The 16682-nt window shown below is 61.0% G+C and carries 12 protein-coding genes; 5 read left to right on the forward strand and 7 right to left on the reverse strand.

The window, feature by feature from the left end; genetic code table 11:
• The first annotated feature begins 447 nt into the window (after positions 1-447).
• Positions 448-951 (forward strand): hypothetical protein, encoded by a 504-nt coding sequence (locus ACF8ME_RS12345; protein WP_392416680.1) that lies wholly within the window; start codon positions 448-450, stop codon positions 949-951.
• Positions 952-1302: 351 nt separating this feature from the next.
• Positions 1303-3000, forward strand: a complete 1698-nt coding sequence (locus tag ACF8ME_RS12350; protein ID WP_392416682.1) for an AIPR family protein — start codon at positions 1303-1305, stop codon at positions 2998-3000.
• 297 nt (positions 3001-3297) lie between these two features.
• Here ACF8ME_RS12350 and chrA read toward each other — a convergent pair whose 3' ends face one another.
• The 7 genes from chrA to ACF8ME_RS12385 all read right to left on the reverse strand — a co-directional run bounded on the left by chrA (position 3298) and on the right by ACF8ME_RS12385 (position 12400).
• Positions 3298-4659: a chromate efflux transporter gene (gene chrA / locus ACF8ME_RS12355; RefSeq protein WP_392416684.1), complete on the reverse strand. Its 1362-nt coding sequence runs from the start codon at positions 4657-4659 to the stop codon at positions 3298-3300.
• 174 nt (positions 4660-4833) lie between these two features.
• Positions 4834-5892 (reverse strand): DMT family transporter, encoded by a 1059-nt coding sequence (locus ACF8ME_RS12360; protein ID WP_392416686.1) that lies wholly within the window; start codon positions 5890-5892, stop codon positions 4834-4836.
• A gap of 7 nt (positions 5893-5899) precedes the next feature.
• On the reverse strand, positions 5900-6283 hold the full coding sequence (locus tag ACF8ME_RS12365) for a hypothetical protein (protein ID WP_392416688.1): 384 nt from the start codon (positions 6281-6283) through the stop codon (positions 5900-5902).
• A 64-nt stretch (positions 6284-6347) separates the two neighbouring features.
• The gene (locus ACF8ME_RS12370; protein ID WP_392416689.1) at positions 6348-9488 is read right to left on the reverse strand and encodes an efflux RND transporter permease subunit; all 3141 of its coding nucleotides are present in this window, start codon (positions 9486-9488) and stop codon (positions 6348-6350) included.
• A gap of 16 nt (positions 9489-9504) precedes the next feature.
• Positions 9505-10623: an efflux RND transporter periplasmic adaptor subunit gene (locus ACF8ME_RS12375; protein ID WP_392416691.1), complete on the reverse strand. Its 1119-nt coding sequence runs from the start codon at positions 10621-10623 to the stop codon at positions 9505-9507.
• Positions 10620-11240, reverse strand: coding sequence for a hypothetical protein (locus ACF8ME_RS12380; RefSeq protein WP_392416693.1), 621 nt, complete (start codon positions 11238-11240; stop codon positions 10620-10622). Before ACF8ME_RS12380 ends, ACF8ME_RS12375 begins: the two co-directional genes overlap by 4 nt.
• Positions 11237-12400: a TolC family protein gene (locus ACF8ME_RS12385; protein WP_392416694.1), complete on the reverse strand. Its 1164-nt coding sequence runs from the start codon at positions 12398-12400 to the stop codon at positions 11237-11239. The genes ACF8ME_RS12380 and ACF8ME_RS12385 overlap by 4 nt, the downstream gene beginning before the upstream one ends.
• 406 nt (positions 12401-12806) lie before the next feature.
• Here ACF8ME_RS12385 and ACF8ME_RS12390 point away from each other — a divergent pair, with 406 nt between their 5' ends.
• The 3 genes from ACF8ME_RS12390 (at position 12807) to ACF8ME_RS12400 (ending at position 16569) form a co-directional block, all read left to right on the forward strand.
• Positions 12807-12989 (forward strand): hypothetical protein, encoded by a 183-nt coding sequence (locus ACF8ME_RS12390; protein WP_392416696.1) that lies wholly within the window; start codon positions 12807-12809, stop codon positions 12987-12989.
• Positions 12990-13627: 638 nt separating this feature from the next.
• On the forward strand, positions 13628-16147 hold the full coding sequence (gene mobH / locus ACF8ME_RS12395; protein WP_392417144.1) for a MobH family relaxase: 2520 nt from the start codon (positions 13628-13630) through the stop codon (positions 16145-16147).
• On the forward strand, positions 16099-16569 hold the full coding sequence (locus ACF8ME_RS12400; protein ID WP_392416698.1) for a hypothetical protein: 471 nt from the start codon (positions 16099-16101) through the stop codon (positions 16567-16569). Before mobH ends, ACF8ME_RS12400 begins: the two co-directional genes overlap by 49 nt.
• The last annotated feature ends 113 nt before the right edge of the window (positions 16570-16682 follow it).

A 16682-nucleotide genomic window follows, 5' to 3' on the forward strand; every position in this document is an offset into this window, starting at 1 on the left:
GCGGTGCATACCGAACGTTTTACGCTTGACATGCAAGTAAAAAAAGGGCAGGTGTTGAAATGGCTTAACAGCCCGCAAGCAGAGGGCTGCTTGCTACAGGAAAAAAACTTCTACCGGCTTACAGGCCCTATCCAAAGGGCTCGGCTGCTCCTCAAAATTGAGGAGCAGCCGCAAAGGATTTACTGGTACTGGGAAAGGGCTCTGACGGGATAGGGGGCTGGATTGCTGCGCCGGGGCGGCGCAGCAATCCAAAAATGGCCCATGGCCAGAGCCATGAGGCAGATAGTCCCGACCGCATGGGAGCCCAGTTACATGCCATAACACAAACGCATTTCGATTTCAAGCGTAAAACGTGCGGTGCGAAGTGTTCGATTTACGGCTGACTACATCGACGCATCCCATGTACCGTGCGCGGCCATGGATACACCGTCGCTTCGCAGCCAGCACATGCCCGTTCGCCCTTCCCAGGAGCACCCGTTCTTAGGGCGTGATCCGCTGGACCATGGCTGTGCGATCTTCACAGTCATAGAGTCCTTGCAGCAGTTAGGTTTGGAAAGCTGGACCGCGCGGCTGCTCAGCTGGCTGGGCCGATTTGAAGGGCTGGAGCGGCACCTCGAAGAGGACTTCGATCCGGTGCTGTCTGTGCGCCAGATTCTCCTGCGGCATGTGGCTGATCAGCCGAGAGGTGAAGTGGCCCAGCAAGGCTTGGCAGATGCGACCTGGCACAGCATCGTCCACACCATCGTGGCTCAGCCCTTTGTGCATGTGTGCTGCGACTGGAGCATGGACGGACTGCGGCCGCGTATTCGCTGGAACCCTATCGAGCACTCATTCCTGCAGTTCCTGGCTCTAGGCCATGCCGGTGAAGAGCTCTCTGTCTGGACTCCTGCAGCAGGAATGCCCTGCAGGGTGAGGGAGTGCAAGAAAGCTCTTCAGCCAAAAATCCGGTGAAAGCTGTCACAGCCGGCTGCCGGTGACTTGTAAGCGATGGCTTCAGACTGTGAGCGGTCTGTCGCCGGGCGGCAGACTTGATCGGGCAGCGCGACAAACATGAGCGTCCTATCAGCGGTCGTTCGTGTCGGCCAGCAATCGACCCGTTGCTGCCACTCGCTGTCCTCCCGTGCCACCGGCAGGTTTCTGAGCGGAGCGGTAGCACAATACACCCGCTCGGCCAAGTCATTTTTTCCAAGCCGTGACCGCAATTTCTCCAATAGGCTCGGCTTCGACGATAATTTTGTTGCATATGACGTTGGTAGGCATCGACTCCTCCCTCCCCCAGTTCAATCATTTCGGGCGCTTAACATGGATCTCGTCACCCAAAACCTTGTGGCCGCTTTCAAGGCCGAGGAATCTCTCACCGAAAAGATGGACGACTCCGCCGTCTTGGAGCATTTCGTGAACTACTGCACCATCTCGAACGAGTATGGAGAAGAGTTCGACGTCGAGGACTTGCATACTGGCGGTCCGGACGATCTAGGCATCGATGGTATAGCTGTCATAGTGAACGGGACCTTGGTGTTAGACGAGCAGGAAGTTATGGATTTGGTTTCAGCAAACAAATATATCGAAGCCAACCTGATTTTTTGTCAGTCGAAGTCCGGAGGTTTTTCCGGCGACGAAATATCGAACACCTTCTTTGGTTTAAAAGATCTCTTGTCGACGAAGTCGACGATGCCCCGGAATCCCAGGATCGCGGATAAGGAGAGTTTGATTAAGTTCATCTATGGGCAAAGCGCCTTGTTCAAGCGCGGCAATCCGACCGTGAAGATCTACTACGCCACTACAGGCAAGTGGCAGGACGATCCCAAGTTAGTCAAGAGAGTAGAAGTTGAGCGCGACGGTTTAATGGATCTCGACATCTTCGGCTCTGTCGATTTCGTCCCCGTCGACGCGAAGGCTCTCCAGCGGCTTTACTCGAACGCTAAGAACCGTTTCTCTAAATCCATCGAGTTCGTCAGCAAAATCACGTTACCTGAATTGCCTGGAATCCAAGAATCCTATCTTGGCTACCTGCCGTCTGACGAGTTCATGAAGCTCATATCAGACGACGCCGGCAATATGCTCAAGGGGCTGTTTTACGATAACGTGCGCGACTTTCAAGGCGACAACGACGTCAATATGGAGATTGAAAAGACGCTTGAGGACGAGTCACGGCGTCTCTTTGTGCTGATGAACAATGGCGTTACGGTCGTAGCAGATTCTATCCAGAAGACAGGTGACCGATTTACGCTCGAAGGCTACCAAGTTGTTAATGGTTGTCAAACGAGCAACGTGCTTTTCCGCAATCAGAACAAGCTCGAAAGGGTGCAAATCCCATTTAAGCTCATCGTCTCTCAGGATGGGGCGGTGAAGAACAAGATCATCAAGGCCACAAACCGGCAGACTACAGTCAAGCCAGAGGAACTTACCTCTTTGACCGACTTCCAGAAATCGCTGGAGGATTACTACGAGGCGGGTGATGGGGATTCTAAGCTCTACTACGAGCGCCGCTCCCAGCAGTTCCGCGCAACAACCGGCATCGAGAAAATTCGAATTGTCACCATTCCGAACCAAATCCGTGCATTCGCCTCGATGTTCTTGGGGCTTCCTCACCAGGCCAGTCGATACTACGGAGCGTTGTTGAACTCCATCGAGTCGAAAATTTTCGTTGCGGATCACCCTCCGGTCGCTTACTACGCTAGCGCGTTGGCCCTCTATCGTCTTGAGTCTCTCTTTCGCCGCAAGGCGCTGGATACGAAATACCGACCTTTCAAGTACCACCTGCTTCCAATTGCTCGGGTCATTGTGGCGGGCGAAACGGCTGAGCGCATGAATTCCAACAAATTTGAGAAGTACTGCGAAAAGGTGGTCGCCGCTTTTAAGGATGACAAAGACGCGGCCAAGGTCTTTGGTAAGGCGGCCGACGCCATCGATTCGGTTCTCGGCGGGAATTATGGACGGGACAAGGCCAAGGACACCGCTCTGTTCTCTACCGTCGCCGCAGGCCTCACTAAGGCCTGAAGAAGCACGGTAAGGCAAGTGGAGTCGGATGCCGGCAGTAGGTTTTGTCGAACTAAGAAACTGCTGGCGAGCGTGGCCCGAGTAGTTCGCGTTGTCGCTTAGGCTGGTCTTGGAGCGAAGCGGCCCGCCAGACGTCCGGTCTGCGCCAATCATGAGCGGCTGGAACTGGCCGACTGAAGCCACTGGTGTTTTGAGCGTCTCCGCCCAAGCGGTCATCTGCTTCTGGCCGGCAACAGCTCCTCGCTGGGGGCGGCTGCCGACCCAAGGCGAACATTGGCCTCGACGTCGCAATACCCGTCAAGGCCAGAGCCTAAGAAGCAGCCCTATCAGCCCTGAGGCCAAGATGACGTGGATTACATTGATCTTGAAGCGCAGCAATGCGATTGCAGCTGCGATGCCAATGGCGACAGAGGGCCAATCGATGCCAGACGCTAATCCGTGCGGCCATATGACGTGGTAGGCGAAAAAGACTGCCAGGTTCACAATGACACCCACTACGGCCGCCGTGATCCCGGCCAGTGGTGCAGTGAACTTCAGGTTGCCGTGGGTGGATTCGATGAAAGGTCCCCCAAGCAAGATGAACAAGAACGACGGCAGGAAGGTGAAGAAGGTCACCACCGTCGCGGCTATAGTCCCCGCGAGAAGCAACGAGTCCGTTCCAAAGATGGCCTTGGTCCAGCCGCCGACAAAGGCGACGAAAGATACGACCATGATTAGCGGGCCTGGCGTCGTTTCGCCCAATGCCAGACCGTCCATCATCTGCACAGCTGTCAGCCACTGGAAGTGGTCCACTGCTCCCTGATAGACATAGGGCAGCACGGCGTAAGCTCCCCCAAAAGTCATCAGGGCCGCTTTAGTAAAAAACCAGCCCATCTGGACCAACGTGGATTGCGGCCCGTACAAGACAGCCAAGCTTGCGATGGCAACGATCCACAAGGCAACACACACTGCGAGTACCAGCCAGAAACGGCGCCAGGAGAATTTGGCGTGGGGCGGTGCTGGGGTGTTGTCGTCGATGAGTGCAGGCCTCATGCCCTGGTGCTGCACTCTTTTTTCGTGACCGGCGCCACTGTCGAATGCAGACGGGCGCAGTTTGCCTCCCACAAAGCCGACGGCCGCCGCCACCACGACGATGAGCGGGAACGGGGCATTCAGCGCAAAGATGGCCACGAAGGCCGCAACGGCGATGCTCCAATGCCAACCATTCTTGAGAGACCGTGAGCCAACCCGGTAAGCTGCCTGTGCCACCAGTGCGGTTACAGCAGGTTTGATGCCATAGAAGAAGCCTGCCACCACGGGAACATCGCCATGGGCCATGTAGAGCCAAGCCAAAGCGATGATGATGAAAAGCGAGGGCAGGACAAAGAGCGCGCCAGCCAGGACACCGCCCCACGTCCGGTGCAGTAGCCAGCCCAGGTAGGTGGCCAGCTGTTGGGCTTCAGGGCCAGGCAGCAGCATGCAGTAGTTCAGAGCATGCAGGAAACGCCTTTCCGAAATCCATCGGCGGCGATCCACAAGCTCCTCGTGCATCAGCGCAATTTGGCCAGCCGGCCCGCCAAAACTGATAAAGCCGAGCTTCAGCCAGAAACGAAGCGCTTCAGAGAGCGAAAGGGAGGTCGGCGCGGCTGAATCGGCCGAGCTGGGCAAAGCGGTGTCCATAGAAGCTCCATAGAGGATTTCCAGCACTTGGACGAGACACCGTCTACCCTTGCGGGACGGGAGGCTGCATTCCCGATATGGAAATTCTAGCCCAACGATTCTTCCTGATGAAGATGCAGCAGACCATGAAGCTCATCACAGGTCGGCACCGTTTCAAGTCGATGTGTGACTGATTCAGTGCTTGTGCGTGTGGTGCACATCAGGCACATGTGGGTGCTCATGGCGTACCGCTTCATGGCTATGAGCGTGGCTGTGGGCTCCGATGGGCATGGGGTCGTGGGTATGTGTATGGTGGCCGTCATCGTGGACATGCGCGTGTTCGTGATCGACCTCAGCATGTTCATGTTCGTGGTGATGTGCTTCTGCCAAGTGAACAACAATGCCGACGAACATCAACAGACCGCCGACCAGCAAGCCCCAGCCGCCGGACCGATCCCCGAGCGCAAAAGCCACAAAGGCGCCGATGAAAGGCGCAAAGGCGAAGACCGAACCAGTGCGTGCCGCGCCAAATGCGCGCTGGGCCAGCAGGTAAAAGCGCAGACTCAGGCCGTACCCCGTTGCGCCCACCAGCATCATGCCCAGTGCGCTCGCCAGCGTGGGAATGGGCTCGCCTGCCACCAGGGACAGGATCACCGTTGCGGTCACACCCAACACCGCCTTGGCCAAAACAACCTGGCCAGGGTCACGGTCGGCCAGCGCACGCGACAGCGTGTTGTCCAGGCCCCATGCCGCGGTGGCGACCATCACAGCGACCAGGCCCAGCAGCTGACTGCTGCCGCTTTGGCCTTGGTCAACGACCAGGGTGATGCCTCCGGCCAGCAACAAGAGCACGGCCAGCCACACCCTGCGGTCCATGCTTTCTCCGTACAGGCGCCAGGCCAGCACGGCCGTGAACAAAGCCTCAAGGGTGAGCATCAGCGAAGCGCCTGTGCCGCTGGTGCGCTGCAGGCCCCAGGCCATGGCGACCGGACCGATGACCGCGCCAAAGAAAGCCACGGCTATCAACCTGGGCACATCGCTGCGCAACACGCGCGCCTCCTGCTCCACTGGCTTGCGCAACAGCGCTCCGACCAAGGCTGCTCCGACATAAAGCAAAGCGGCTGTGGTGAAGGGCCCCATGCCCTGGCCCAGTTTCTGGACCAAAGGGGTGCTGATGCCGAACAAGAAGGCTGCCAGCAGTGCCAGCAGCCCTCCACGCATGGCTGGAAGATGAGAGGCAGCGCCTGTTGTCATGACGGACTCACTTGACGGCGAAGCGGACGGTGGCGGTCTTTCCCTCCACGTTGTCCAGCACGGCCACAATCTTGGCGCCGCTGGCGATCTTGACGCCGTCGGCACGCAGCTTGTTGTCACCAGCCGCCTTGATTGCGGCTTCTGCCTTCTGCGTACCTTGCAGGACTGTGATCTTGCCAGAAATGCCCGTGGAGGACATAGGCAGGCCATGGTCCGTCAGGTAGATCGTGGCGCCATCGGCTTCTGCCACCAGCTCAAAACCCACATCGTTGGCGACCTGCACGATGCCGCCGTGTTCGGCCTTGGCAGGGCCGTGGGCGAATGCCGACCCCATCACTGCCATTCCCATGGCCAGCACCGTGGTTTGCATCAAGGACTTCAATTTCTTCATCACATTCTCCAGTTGGATTGCGGTGCACTTGGGGCGGCACCGCGAAGCCCGTTTGAAAGTGCGGTCAGAAGGCTTCGTTGACCGGAATGGCAGTGCCTGTGTCTTCGGTGTCCGCCAGCAAGCGTTCGGTGGCCTTGCGGCCGAACAGCCAGAAGAGCAGCGGTGTCAGCAAGGTGTCGAGCAAAGTCGAGCTGATCAGCCCGCCAAAGATCACCACGGCCACCGGATGCAGGATTTCCTTGCCCGGATCGTCCCCTGCCAGCAGCAGGGGGGTCAGGGCAAAGGCCGCGACCAGGGCCGTCATCAGCACGGGGGTGAGCCGTTCCAGCGAACCCCGCACGACCATGGCAGTGGTGAAGGACTCCCCCTCCAGCCGGCACAGGTTGATGTAGTGGCTGATCTTCAGGATGCCGTTGCGCGTGGCGATGCCAGCCAGCGTGATGAAGCCCACCATGGCGGCCACAGACAGGCTGACTCCGGCCAGCCACATTGCAACCACGCTGCCGATCAAAGCCAGAGGGATGTTGGCCATGATGATGGCCGCCAGCACGGCCGAGCGGTAGCGCGAGTACAGAATCAGGAACATCATGGCCAGCGAGACTAGGGACAGCCCCACGATCAGTTGCGTGGCCTGCTCCTGGGCCTGGAACTGGCCTTCCAGGCTCACAAAGCCACCGGCCGGCAGTTGGGTGCTGGCAATGACCTTGCGGATGTCGGCGACCACTCGGCCCATGTCCGAACCATCGGTATTGGCATAGACCACGATGCGCCGGCGGCCGTTTTCGCGGCCGATCTGGTTGGGTCCATCGGTTTCCTCGACCGTGGCGAAGCTGGAGACGGGCAGCCGCCCAGCGGGAGTGTCCACCAGAGTGCGTGCCAAATCCTGGGGGCCGCGCTTGTCGTCCGGCAGCCGCAGCACAAGCTCATAGCGCTTGGCTCCATCCACCAGCTGGGCACCATGGGCACCGTCGGTCAGGGCCTGCAGCAGGCGAATAGCCTCGCCGGGGGCCAGCCCTGTCTGGGCCAGGCGCTGCTGGTCCAGTCGCACCACCACCTGGGGGATCAGGACCTGCTTTTCGATGGTCAGGTCTACCAGGCCCGGAATGCCGGACAGGTTCTGGCGCATCTGCTCGGCCAGGCCACGCAGGGTGTCGGTGTCATCGCCGTAGATCTTCAGGGCGATCTGCGCCCGCACCCCGGACAATAAGTGGTCCAGGCGGTGCGAGATCGGCTGTCCTATGGCCACCTGAGCGGGCAGCGAAGCCAGCTGGGCCCGGATCTGGGCCATGACCTCTTCGCGGTCCACGGCAATGCCGTCACGGCGCAGGTCCACGTCGATCTCTGCCGAGTGCACACCTTCGGCATGTTCGTCCAGTTCGGCACGGCCAGTACGGCGGCCCACCTTGGTCACATGGGGCACTTCGCCTATCAGCGTCTCTGCCAAAGATCCCATGCGGTTGGCTTCAGCTAGCGAAGTCCCCGGGTTGAACATCAGCGACAGCACCAGTGAGCCCTCATTGAAGGCCGGCAGAAATGCCCGAGGGAAAAACGGCACGCTGGCGGCCGCGACGACCACAGCGACCACAGCCGCAGCAATCAATGCCTTGGCGCGTGGGAACGACCAGGCGAGCAGCCGGGTGTCACCACGTTTGAGCCAGGCCACCAGCGGGCTATCCCCATGATCCAGACGCTTCATGCGCGGCAGCAGGTAGCTGCACAGCACGGGTGTCACGGTCATGGACACCAGCATCGAGGCCAGGATGGACACGATGTATGCGATGCCCAGGGGGGAAAACAGCCGCCCTTCGATGCCCGGCAAGGCAAATAAGGGCACGAACACCAGCACCACGATCACCGTGGCATAGACAATGCCGGATCTCACCTCCACGCTGGCCTGGCGCACCACGTCCAGCAAGGGGCGCGGCTGGGTCAGGGCACGGTTTCCCTTCAAGCGGCGAAGGATGTTTTCCACATCCACCACGGCATCGTCCACCAGTTCGCCAATGGCGATGGCAAGGCCACCCAGGGTCATGACATTGATGGACTGGTCCAGCAGCCGGAACACCAGGGCCGTCACGGCCAGGGACAGCGGGATGGCGACCAGCGAGATCAGCGTGGTCCGTGCCGACAGAAGGAACGCAAACAGCACGATGGCCACCATGATGGCGCCGTCCCGCAAGGCTTCGGTTACATTGCCGATGGACGCCTGGATGAAGTCGGCCTGGCGGAACAGTACCTGGGGTGCCGACAGCCCCTTGGGCAGGCCAGGCTTGAGTTCGTCCAGTGCCTGCTCAATCTGGGTGGTCAGTGCAACGGTGTCTGCAGCGGGCTGCTTCTGTACGCTCACGATAACGGCAGGGGCCCCCATGTAGCCCGCATCGCCACGCTTGAGCCCCGGGGCAAACCGCACCTCGGCCACCTGACGCAGCAGGATGGAGCGACCGTCCTTCCAGGCCACAGCGATGCCCTGCAAATCTTCCACCTTGTTGGTGCGGCCCACATGGCGGATCAGGTACTCCCGGCTATTCATGTCGATGAAGCCGCCCCCGGCGTTGCCGGCGTAGCCGCGCAGCGCCTGCTCGATCTGGGAAAGGCTGACCCCGAGCTGGGCCATGCGGGCCGGGTCGGGCTCCACGCGCAGCTGCCGCACATCGCCCCCGATGGGAATGACCTGGGACACCCCGGGGATGCCCAGCAGGCGCGGGCGCAGCACGAAATCCGCATACTCCCGGGCCTCCATGGGGGAGGCGCCTCCCTGGCCGATGGTCAGGGGCAAGGCAATCAGCATCACCTCGCCCATGATCGAAGACACGGGGCCCATGACGGGCGTGACCTCGTCGGGCAGTTGGCCTCTCAGCTGCGCCAGACGCTCGGCCACCAGTTGGCGGTTGCGGTAGATGTCGGTTCCCCAGCCAAACTCGGCATAGACGATGGACAGCCCTACGCCCGAGGTGGAGCGCACACGGGTCACTCCTGGCATGCCGTTCAAGGCTGTTTCGATGGGAAAACTGACCAGTTGCTCGACCTCCTCGGGCGCCATGCCACCGGCTTCGGTGAGCACGGTGACCAGCGGCTTGTTCAGATCGGGAAACACGTCCACGGGCGTGCGCCACGCAGTCATCGCTCCGTAGACGAGCAGCAGTGCGGCAAACGCCAGCACGAAGAGCCTGTTGTTCAGGCTGTACTTGACGATCCAGTTGAACATGGTTCGCGCACTCCGTTCAACGAATCTGCGCAATCAGCGCGGCACCCTGGACCACAACGCGGTTGTCGGCCGCCAAGCCCTGGGTCACCAACACACGCGCACTGTCCAGAGGCTGGAACTGCACGGGCTGGGGCATGTAGCGTTCGGCGCCCGTCTTAATCCAGACCACGGATTCATTGGAAGGGCTGCGCACGATGGCTGCGGCCGGTAGCACGATGCCAGTGCGACGCTCCTTCAAGTTCGCCACAAGCGTGACTGTCTGGCCCACGGCCAAAGGCATGGCGCCGGCAGCCGCGCTGGCACGGAATGTCAGGGGCAGCACTCCGTCGCGCAGCGCGCGGGCGGCTCCCACAAGCTTCAGTTCCACGCCATCGATCCCTGCCAGAGTGGCGCTCTGCACCCGGTCACCCAGGCTCACATCCGGCGTGCTGGCCTCGACCATCAGCCGGCCGGGATCAACCACTGCCACCAGGACCGCGCGGCTGTCCACGATCTGGCCAGCCTTCAGGTCGGCATGGGCGATCACCCCGCTGATGGGCGCCCGCAAGGCTTCACGCCCTTCCAAGCTGGTGCTGATACTGCGTTCGCGCTGCTCCAGCGATTGCACGTCGATGCGCGCCGCGTCGATCTCTTTGCGGGGCACGGAGCCCTCCAGTGACAGCAGGCGCACCAAGCGTTGTTGTGCCAGTTTCAAGTTGGCTTGCAGCTCTGCACGCTGGGCTTGCTGGCCAGCCAGGGCATAAGGGTCGGCGCTGTAGCGAACCCAGGCCAGGGTCTCGCCTTGGCGCACCGCTTGTCCGGCCACAGGCAGGCCCTTGGGGCCAGGCTCCACGCGGCCACCATAGGTGGACTGGACCAGACCGCTGGCATTGGGGTCGGTGGTGACCCTTGCGGGCAGTTGCACGGCCGAGGCGGCGTCGGACTCCGGCGCGATCAAGGTGCGTACCCCCATGCGGCGCTGGGCCAGCTTTGGCACATTCACGCTGCCATCGGGCAACCGCGACAGCCCGCGGGTGTTGGTGCTGGTGGTTTGCTCCAGGTGCTCACCGTTGGGGCCATGGGCCCCCGGTGCAGCAAAAGCGGACTGGCAGAACATCAATGCGGCAGAAATAGCGATAGGGCCGAGATAGTTCATGCGGCTTCCCCCTTGGATTCGTTGGTTTTCTTTTCTGTACGCGAGGTGAACCACCAGCGGGCCAGAAGGGCAAAGCCCACCAGGACGAGCGCAAGGAGCACCCACCGGGTCCAGGACATGGGGCCGTGCCCATGGTCGTGGTCACCATGGGGTGCCTCTTGGGTGCTGACGCGCAGCACCCCGTCAAGCAGGTCGCTGTCCTCTCCAGCGACGATGGTGATCACTAGGCCATGCTCGCCCGGGGCTTCCAGTGCTTTGAGGAAGGCCTCGTCATCAATGGCGTAGTCACCGAGGTCGGCGTGGTGCTTGGCCGTGGCCTTGAGGGAGCCAGTTTCGACCTCGACTGTTGCCCCCAGTACGGGTGCATTGGTGTCATAGCGGTCGATCAGTAGCGACAACTCGCCACCGCTGAGACGCCCGACCAGCTCGAACAACTCCGACTTGGCCTCGAAGCTGGGGGATTGCTGGCCGCTGGACTGTGTACTGGCGTTGCTGTCCAGGTGCTCGCCATTGGGGCCATGGGCGCCGGGGGCGGAAAATGCCGGACTGATAGCGCCGGCCACTAGGAGCGTGAGAGCCGCAACGGCGCGGTAGATGCGTGCGTTCAGTGTGTTCATGGAAGCTGTCCGAGGGCTTGTTGCAGGCGTGCGTGTGCCTGATAAAGAGTGGCTTGCTGGCGAGACACAGAGGACTCTGCGTGGGCTGCGGCGGAAACGGCACGCAGCAACTCTGCCAGTGCGGTTTCCCCAGCCTGGAAGGAGGTGCGCAACAAAGAGGCGCGTTCGCGCAGCAGGGTTGCTCGCTCCACCTCGCCATCCATCAACCCCTGCTGGCGTTGCACTGCAGCCTGTGCCAGCTGGAGGTCGGCCTCCAGCAGCAAATGCTTGCGCTGTTGCTCCGACAGCGCCACGGCATGCTCTGCGAGCGCAGCAGCCACCTGCGGTTGGCTGTAGGTCTTCGTCCCCAACGGGATTCGCAACGAGATCGCCACGCTGTTTTGCGCGGCCTGGCCGCCACCCGATCGGTCTTGGCGCGCACCGATCCCCAGCTCCGGGGCTGCGCCGCGCTGGTATTCGCTTTGAGCGACCCGCGCCTGTGCAAGCTGCACCGCCATGTCGGCCTCCCTCCATTCGGGGTGCTGCGTCAAGGTCGTCGGTACTGCGTCCGTGCTGGTCTGTTCAGGCCCGGGCGCTGCCGGAAGGCCCGTGATCACACGCCACATGGTCATTTGGGCCTGCTCGGCTTGCCGCAGATTGACGACTTGGGCTTGCTGGGCCAACAGTTCGGCCCGTGCTGCCATGGCATCGGTGGGGGCTAGGTCTCCTGCTTTCACCCGGCGGTCTACGTCGGCCGCCAGCTCTTGCAGCAATTGGCCCTGACTGTGGGCCTGCTGCAGCTCTGCCCGGGTCATCCACAGTTTGGCCAAGATTTCGCGCAACTGGCCGGCCAGGCGCAGCTTTGCTGCTTGTTCATTGGCCTGGGCCCAGTCGCCACGGACCTCGGCTGTGGCGCCGCTTTGCTGGCGTTGGCCCTGCCTCCAAAGAGGCAGGAATACGCCAATTTCGCTCTCCCGCGATCCGCTTGCGGCAGCGCCACGGCCTTCGCGCTGGGATACCGCCATCGCGGGGGCGCCGGAAAGCCAGCTTTGCGAGACGGCGTGGTCTGCGCGGGCGATCTGGTGTTGCCCGTTGCTGAATGCTGCTTCCACGGAGCGTGCCCAAGCAGCTTCCAGCGCCTGCTTCAACGTCACGATCTGGCCCTGGGGGGCAGAAGCCATGGACGATGGCACGCTGGGATATGGCTGCGCCAGTGCCGCACAGCCGAGCGAGCTGCCTGCCACGATGCAGACAGCTACCCATGAGGTGTTTTTCACAATGTTCCCGACAAGATGTGCGACAGCCTGGACGCTGCAAAGCAGCCGGCGCAAAGCCATCACAAACGACAACGAAGACGCGTGCGCTACCAACGGCAGCGTCCACGCGCACTGCGAGGTGTCAGGTGGTGTGTTTGGGGGGGCGTTCTAAGCCCTGAAGAAAAGGAGGAGGCGCAGCAAAATATGTCGCCATCGCTGGGCCGGAACACGGACAGCCCTCCAGCGCGGGAGCACCAGAAGGCATCAGGGCTGGTGAGAACAAACCGGCGTCACCTAGCGCGTGTTGGACAGACGCGTCTGAATCGTCCTGATGGAAGTGGCCATCATGGTGCTCATGGTGATGTGCCACGTTCTCGAAGTGCAGCAGCGCATGTTCTGCCTCTTCGCCATCGGCAACCCACAACCCTGCGCCCGCAAATGCCAGCGTCTGCCAGCATACGCAGAGCATCAGGAAGAAGGAGGCAAACCGACGGCACATGGCCAAGAAGTGTAGCGAACCTAAAAAATTTAGGGATTTCGTGGTGGTTGCAGAGCTTGCGCGTAGAGGCGCGTCACTGTCCGAGCATCAGCAGGCGGCGTGCCTCGCGTTCTGCAAGCGACTGGGAGATATGGGCTGCTGCCGGTTTCGATGACACCTTGTTAAGGTGGCAGATGAAACCGGAGGTGGTTAATGGAGAGAAGTGGGCTGCTGCCATCTGAGATGGGCTGGTCTTGCTGCTGAAACTCGATTTCTCAGTCTCATTCCGCCAAGCGGACGGCAAAACTTAGACCCATAAAAATCATAAAAGTCAAGCATCAAACCTACGGTCCTGACCGTACGTTTTCAGGATGACTTGGAAGAGCATCGTCCGTATGGTGCTCGGCCATGGCAATCGACCGTCTCCAACCTTGTAGTGCCTATGCCAAGTCATCTTTCGGACAGCAAGGATCATCATCCCGAGGGCAGGGCTCTTTGCCCTCGTCAATACAGCAGCTCGTGCAGCTGTGCAATAGCCGTACATGTTCGAGGGCAAGATGAAGAGTCTTGCCGCACGGCTGCTGGCTATGTCGCCCTGGTCAAAACATCGTAGGCTGCCGCCTGCAGAAGACAAGAATGGGCCTTCGTCAGTCGCCGAACCTTCGTCAAATTCAATGCCTACGGTGGGAGGAACCGAACCAGGCTGGCTTCAGGTTTTGACCTCCGAACAGCTACTCGCAGTCGTGCGCGCAGAAAAGGCTGTGGATGCCATGTGGCGCCAGTCGCACCAGAGCCGCGAAGTCTGGGAGCGGGATCTGTTGCCGGCCCTCCATAGGTATGCCGCGTTCGTGCAATTGATGCCTGCGTCAGAGGCACACCACCATGCCCACGCAGGTGGGCTGCTCTCACACACCATCGAGATGGTCCTGGCAGCCCTGACCTGGCGCAACGCCATGTTGCTGCCCGGTGGCTCCCAGATCGAGGAGATCGATGCGCAACGTGACCAGTGGAGCTACGTGGTGTTCTTCGCCGCGCTGCTGCACGACATCGCCAAGCCCATGACCGACCTACGTATCCAGTGGCGTTGTGACGGCATGGCGGATTCGATTCGCTGGACACCTGCAGGCGGCAGTCTGGTCCAGATCACGGCCCAGCGTGCGGCCGCCGAGTACCTGGTCGATTTCACGCCCAAGAGCCAGCGCGACTACAGCGCCCACGGCAAACTGGCGCAGCTGCTGCTTTCGCGCATTGCGCCAGAGTCGGCACTCGTGTTCCTGGCCCAGACGCCTGCAGCCATGGACGCCCTGGAGCAGTATCTCAGCGGCCAGGACCGCGACAGCTTGGTGGCTCAGCTGGTGCGCCGAGCCGACCAGGCCTCGACGCAGCGCGCTCTGCTGTCGGGTCACAAAGGCCGCTTCCCGACCGCCACGTCCAAGCCGTTGATCGACTTGCTGATGCAGGCTATCACCAGCATGCTGCAGGCCGGGACCGAGCTGCCGCTGAACCGCTCAGGTGGCGCAGCGTGGGTGTTTGAGGGGGCCATCTGGTTCGTGGCCAAACGCTTGGCGGATTCGGTGCGCGAATGGATCAAGCGCAATGAGCCCGATGAGGCTGTACCAGGGGACTCGAAGAACGATCGGCTATTCGACACCTGGCAGGACTATGGCGTCATCGACCTGAACCCGGCCACCGGACAGGCAATTTGGCATGTGACTGTGCAGGGAGAAGCATCCCAAGCTGCGGCAGATCGAGGAGGTTATGAGCACGACTTGGCCATGCTGCGATTTCCCTTGGCCAAGGTGTTTTCGCACGAGAGCAAGTATCCGGCGCCCATGCAAGGCAGATTGGTCCTGCGGCAAAAACGCAAGGATGAGGCCGGGGAGGGCGGGGCCTCGGTGCAGGCCGTGCAGCTGCAAATTCCTGCGGCAGGTTCTGGTGGTAAGGAGGATGCGGCAGGACATGCACCCGAAGCTGCAGCACTATCAGCCACTGTTCGCGCGCCTGCAGCTGCAGTTGCGCCCAAGGCTCCCAGCAAGCAGGAATTGAAGCTTGCGGCAGTCATGCGTGAACCTGCGTTCAAAGCACCATCTGTTGCGGCAAAGTCACCTGCGGTGAAATCCGAAGCTGGCACAGCACGTCAGGCACGAAAGAATGATGCAACGCAAGTGAGCCCCCGCGAAACGCCTGCACCCGGACGGCCCCCTGCAACGGCTCCAGCAGAAGCTGGCCCAGCGATCAAGGGAACCACAGTGCCTGGAACAGTTCGGGCAGCTGAACCTGGTCCAGCTCGGCAACCTGAGAATGCGGCAGTACCAGCGCCGCCGCCGGCGGCGGGATCTTCAATCGATTTTGATCCAGGTGAGGCAGCCTACCTACTCGACCAGAGTGACTTCCTCGACGAGGCTGAAACTGCAGCAGCGATGCGACCGAAGAAAGGCCCACGGCTGCCGAAGCCGGCGCGGGCCAGGGAGGAGGGCAGTGCGGTGCGCGAGCAACCATCAGAAGCTGCCGCAGGCCTGGACGCGGCCCTGGCTACGCCAGAGCCTCCAGTACCACCCACCGCCCAGATCCTTTCATCCGAAACTGCAGCAGTGCCTGCGCCCAGCGCGACGCCCCCAACGCCTGTGCCGCCCACTCGGCGCGCCGCGAGTGTTGCTTCGGAATTTCGGAGCCTGAGCGACGAGCTCGATGACTTGCCCACGGTCGTGGTGAGGGCCAAGGCCGAGCCACAGGCCCACCGTGCAGACGAGCCCCAGCCTGTATTGCTCTTGCAGCAGCTGCCCAGGATCGAGGGCCAGGAAAGGCCTGCGCACGAGCCCAGCGAGCTGGCGATGGACTTCATGCGGTGGGTCCAGCAGGGCTTGGTCGATCGTGAGATCAAGTTCAACGAAACGGGGGCAGCTGTGCATTTTGTCGAGCAAGGCATGGCGTTGGTATCTCCGCTGATCTTCAAGAAGTTCGCACAGGAGCATGCTGACCTGGCAGAAAGCCCAACTGAGCTAGCCACGAAGGTGCAGCGGGAGGTCATCAAGTGCGGCTGGCACTTGCCGGCAGCCAATCGCACCAACATCGTTGCGTTCGAGATTTACTCACGCGGCGATGTCAAAGGCCGGCTGTCATGTGTGGTGCTGGTCGAGCCTGGGCGATGGGTTCAGCCCGTCCCGCCGAGCAATCCTGCGCTCAAGATGGTTTAGAGAATTTTCGAAAAGACAATATCAATCAACAGTTTATGAGATTCAACACACTTTCTAAAAACCAGGAGCCGAAGGTGGATCTGGATGCGGACCAGCGCCTTGGGCTGTGGAGGTCGAGGCCTTGGCAGCACCGGGCGCTGTATCGGTGGAACGTCTTCTTGGCCTATGCCGGCGGGCAGGTCAAGGCCAGACATGTCTGGGATGCCTTGCGCCATCCTCACCAGGTGATCATGTTGCCGTTGCGTTCGCCGAAGCGCGGGATGATTTTTGTGTGTCCTGCGGCCGTGCGTGAGTACACGGAGATGTGTGAGGCGAGCAACTCGGCCGCGGACGCTAAAACCATAGCGCTGGAGGCGCCTGAGCAGCCATCCAGCGCTCGGGTAAAAGTTCAAACGGTTGACAGTTTGGAGCGCAGCCCATAGAGTCCGAACCGTGCGTCAACGAGGGTTTGTGGAACGTTCAGAGCAATCGAGTTAGTGACCGCTACTGATGTGAGCCGCTTCAAAGCTCACTTTTTTTAGCTATCATCTGATAG

It is taken from the genome of Delftia sp. WSY_7 (genome assembly GCF_043104845.1).
Taxonomy (GTDB): Bacteria; Pseudomonadota; Gammaproteobacteria; order Burkholderiales; family Burkholderiaceae_C; genus Comamonas; species Comamonas tsuruhatensis.

Coding starts and splice junctions, on each gene's coding strand:
- ACF8ME_RS12345 (WP_392416680.1), top strand. CDS start 448: ATGCCCGTTCGCCCTTCCCAGGAGCACCCGTTCTTAGGGCGTGATCCG.
- ACF8ME_RS12350 (WP_392416682.1), top strand. CDS start 1,303: ATGGATCTCGTCACCCAAAACCTTGTGGCCGCTTTCAAGGCCGAGGAA.
- chrA (WP_392416684.1), bottom strand. CDS start 4,659: ATGGACACCGCTTTGCCCAGCTCGGCCGATTCAGCCGCGCCGACCTCC.
- ACF8ME_RS12360 (WP_392416686.1), bottom strand. CDS start 5,892: ATGACAACAGGCGCTGCCTCTCATCTTCCAGCCATGCGTGGAGGGCTG.
- ACF8ME_RS12365 (WP_392416688.1), bottom strand. CDS start 6,283: ATGAAGAAATTGAAGTCCTTGATGCAAACCACGGTGCTGGCCATGGGA.
- ACF8ME_RS12370 (WP_392416689.1), bottom strand. CDS start 9,488: ATGTTCAACTGGATCGTCAAGTACAGCCTGAACAACAGGCTCTTCGTG.
- ACF8ME_RS12375 (WP_392416691.1), bottom strand. CDS start 10,623: ATGAACTATCTCGGCCCTATCGCTATTTCTGCCGCATTGATGTTCTGC.
- ACF8ME_RS12380 (WP_392416693.1), bottom strand. CDS start 11,240: ATGAACACACTGAACGCACGCATCTACCGCGCCGTTGCGGCTCTCACG.
- ACF8ME_RS12385 (WP_392416694.1), bottom strand. CDS start 12,400: ATGGCTTCTGCCCCCCAGGGCCAGATCGTGACGTTGAAGCAGGCGCTG.
- ACF8ME_RS12390 (WP_392416696.1), top strand. CDS start 12,807: ATGGAAGTGGCCATCATGGTGCTCATGGTGATGTGCCACGTTCTCGAA.
- mobH (WP_392417144.1), top strand. CDS start 13,628: ATGCCTACGGTGGGAGGAACCGAACCAGGCTGGCTTCAGGTTTTGACC.
- ACF8ME_RS12400 (WP_392416698.1), top strand. CDS start 16,099: ATGGGTTCAGCCCGTCCCGCCGAGCAATCCTGCGCTCAAGATGGTTTA.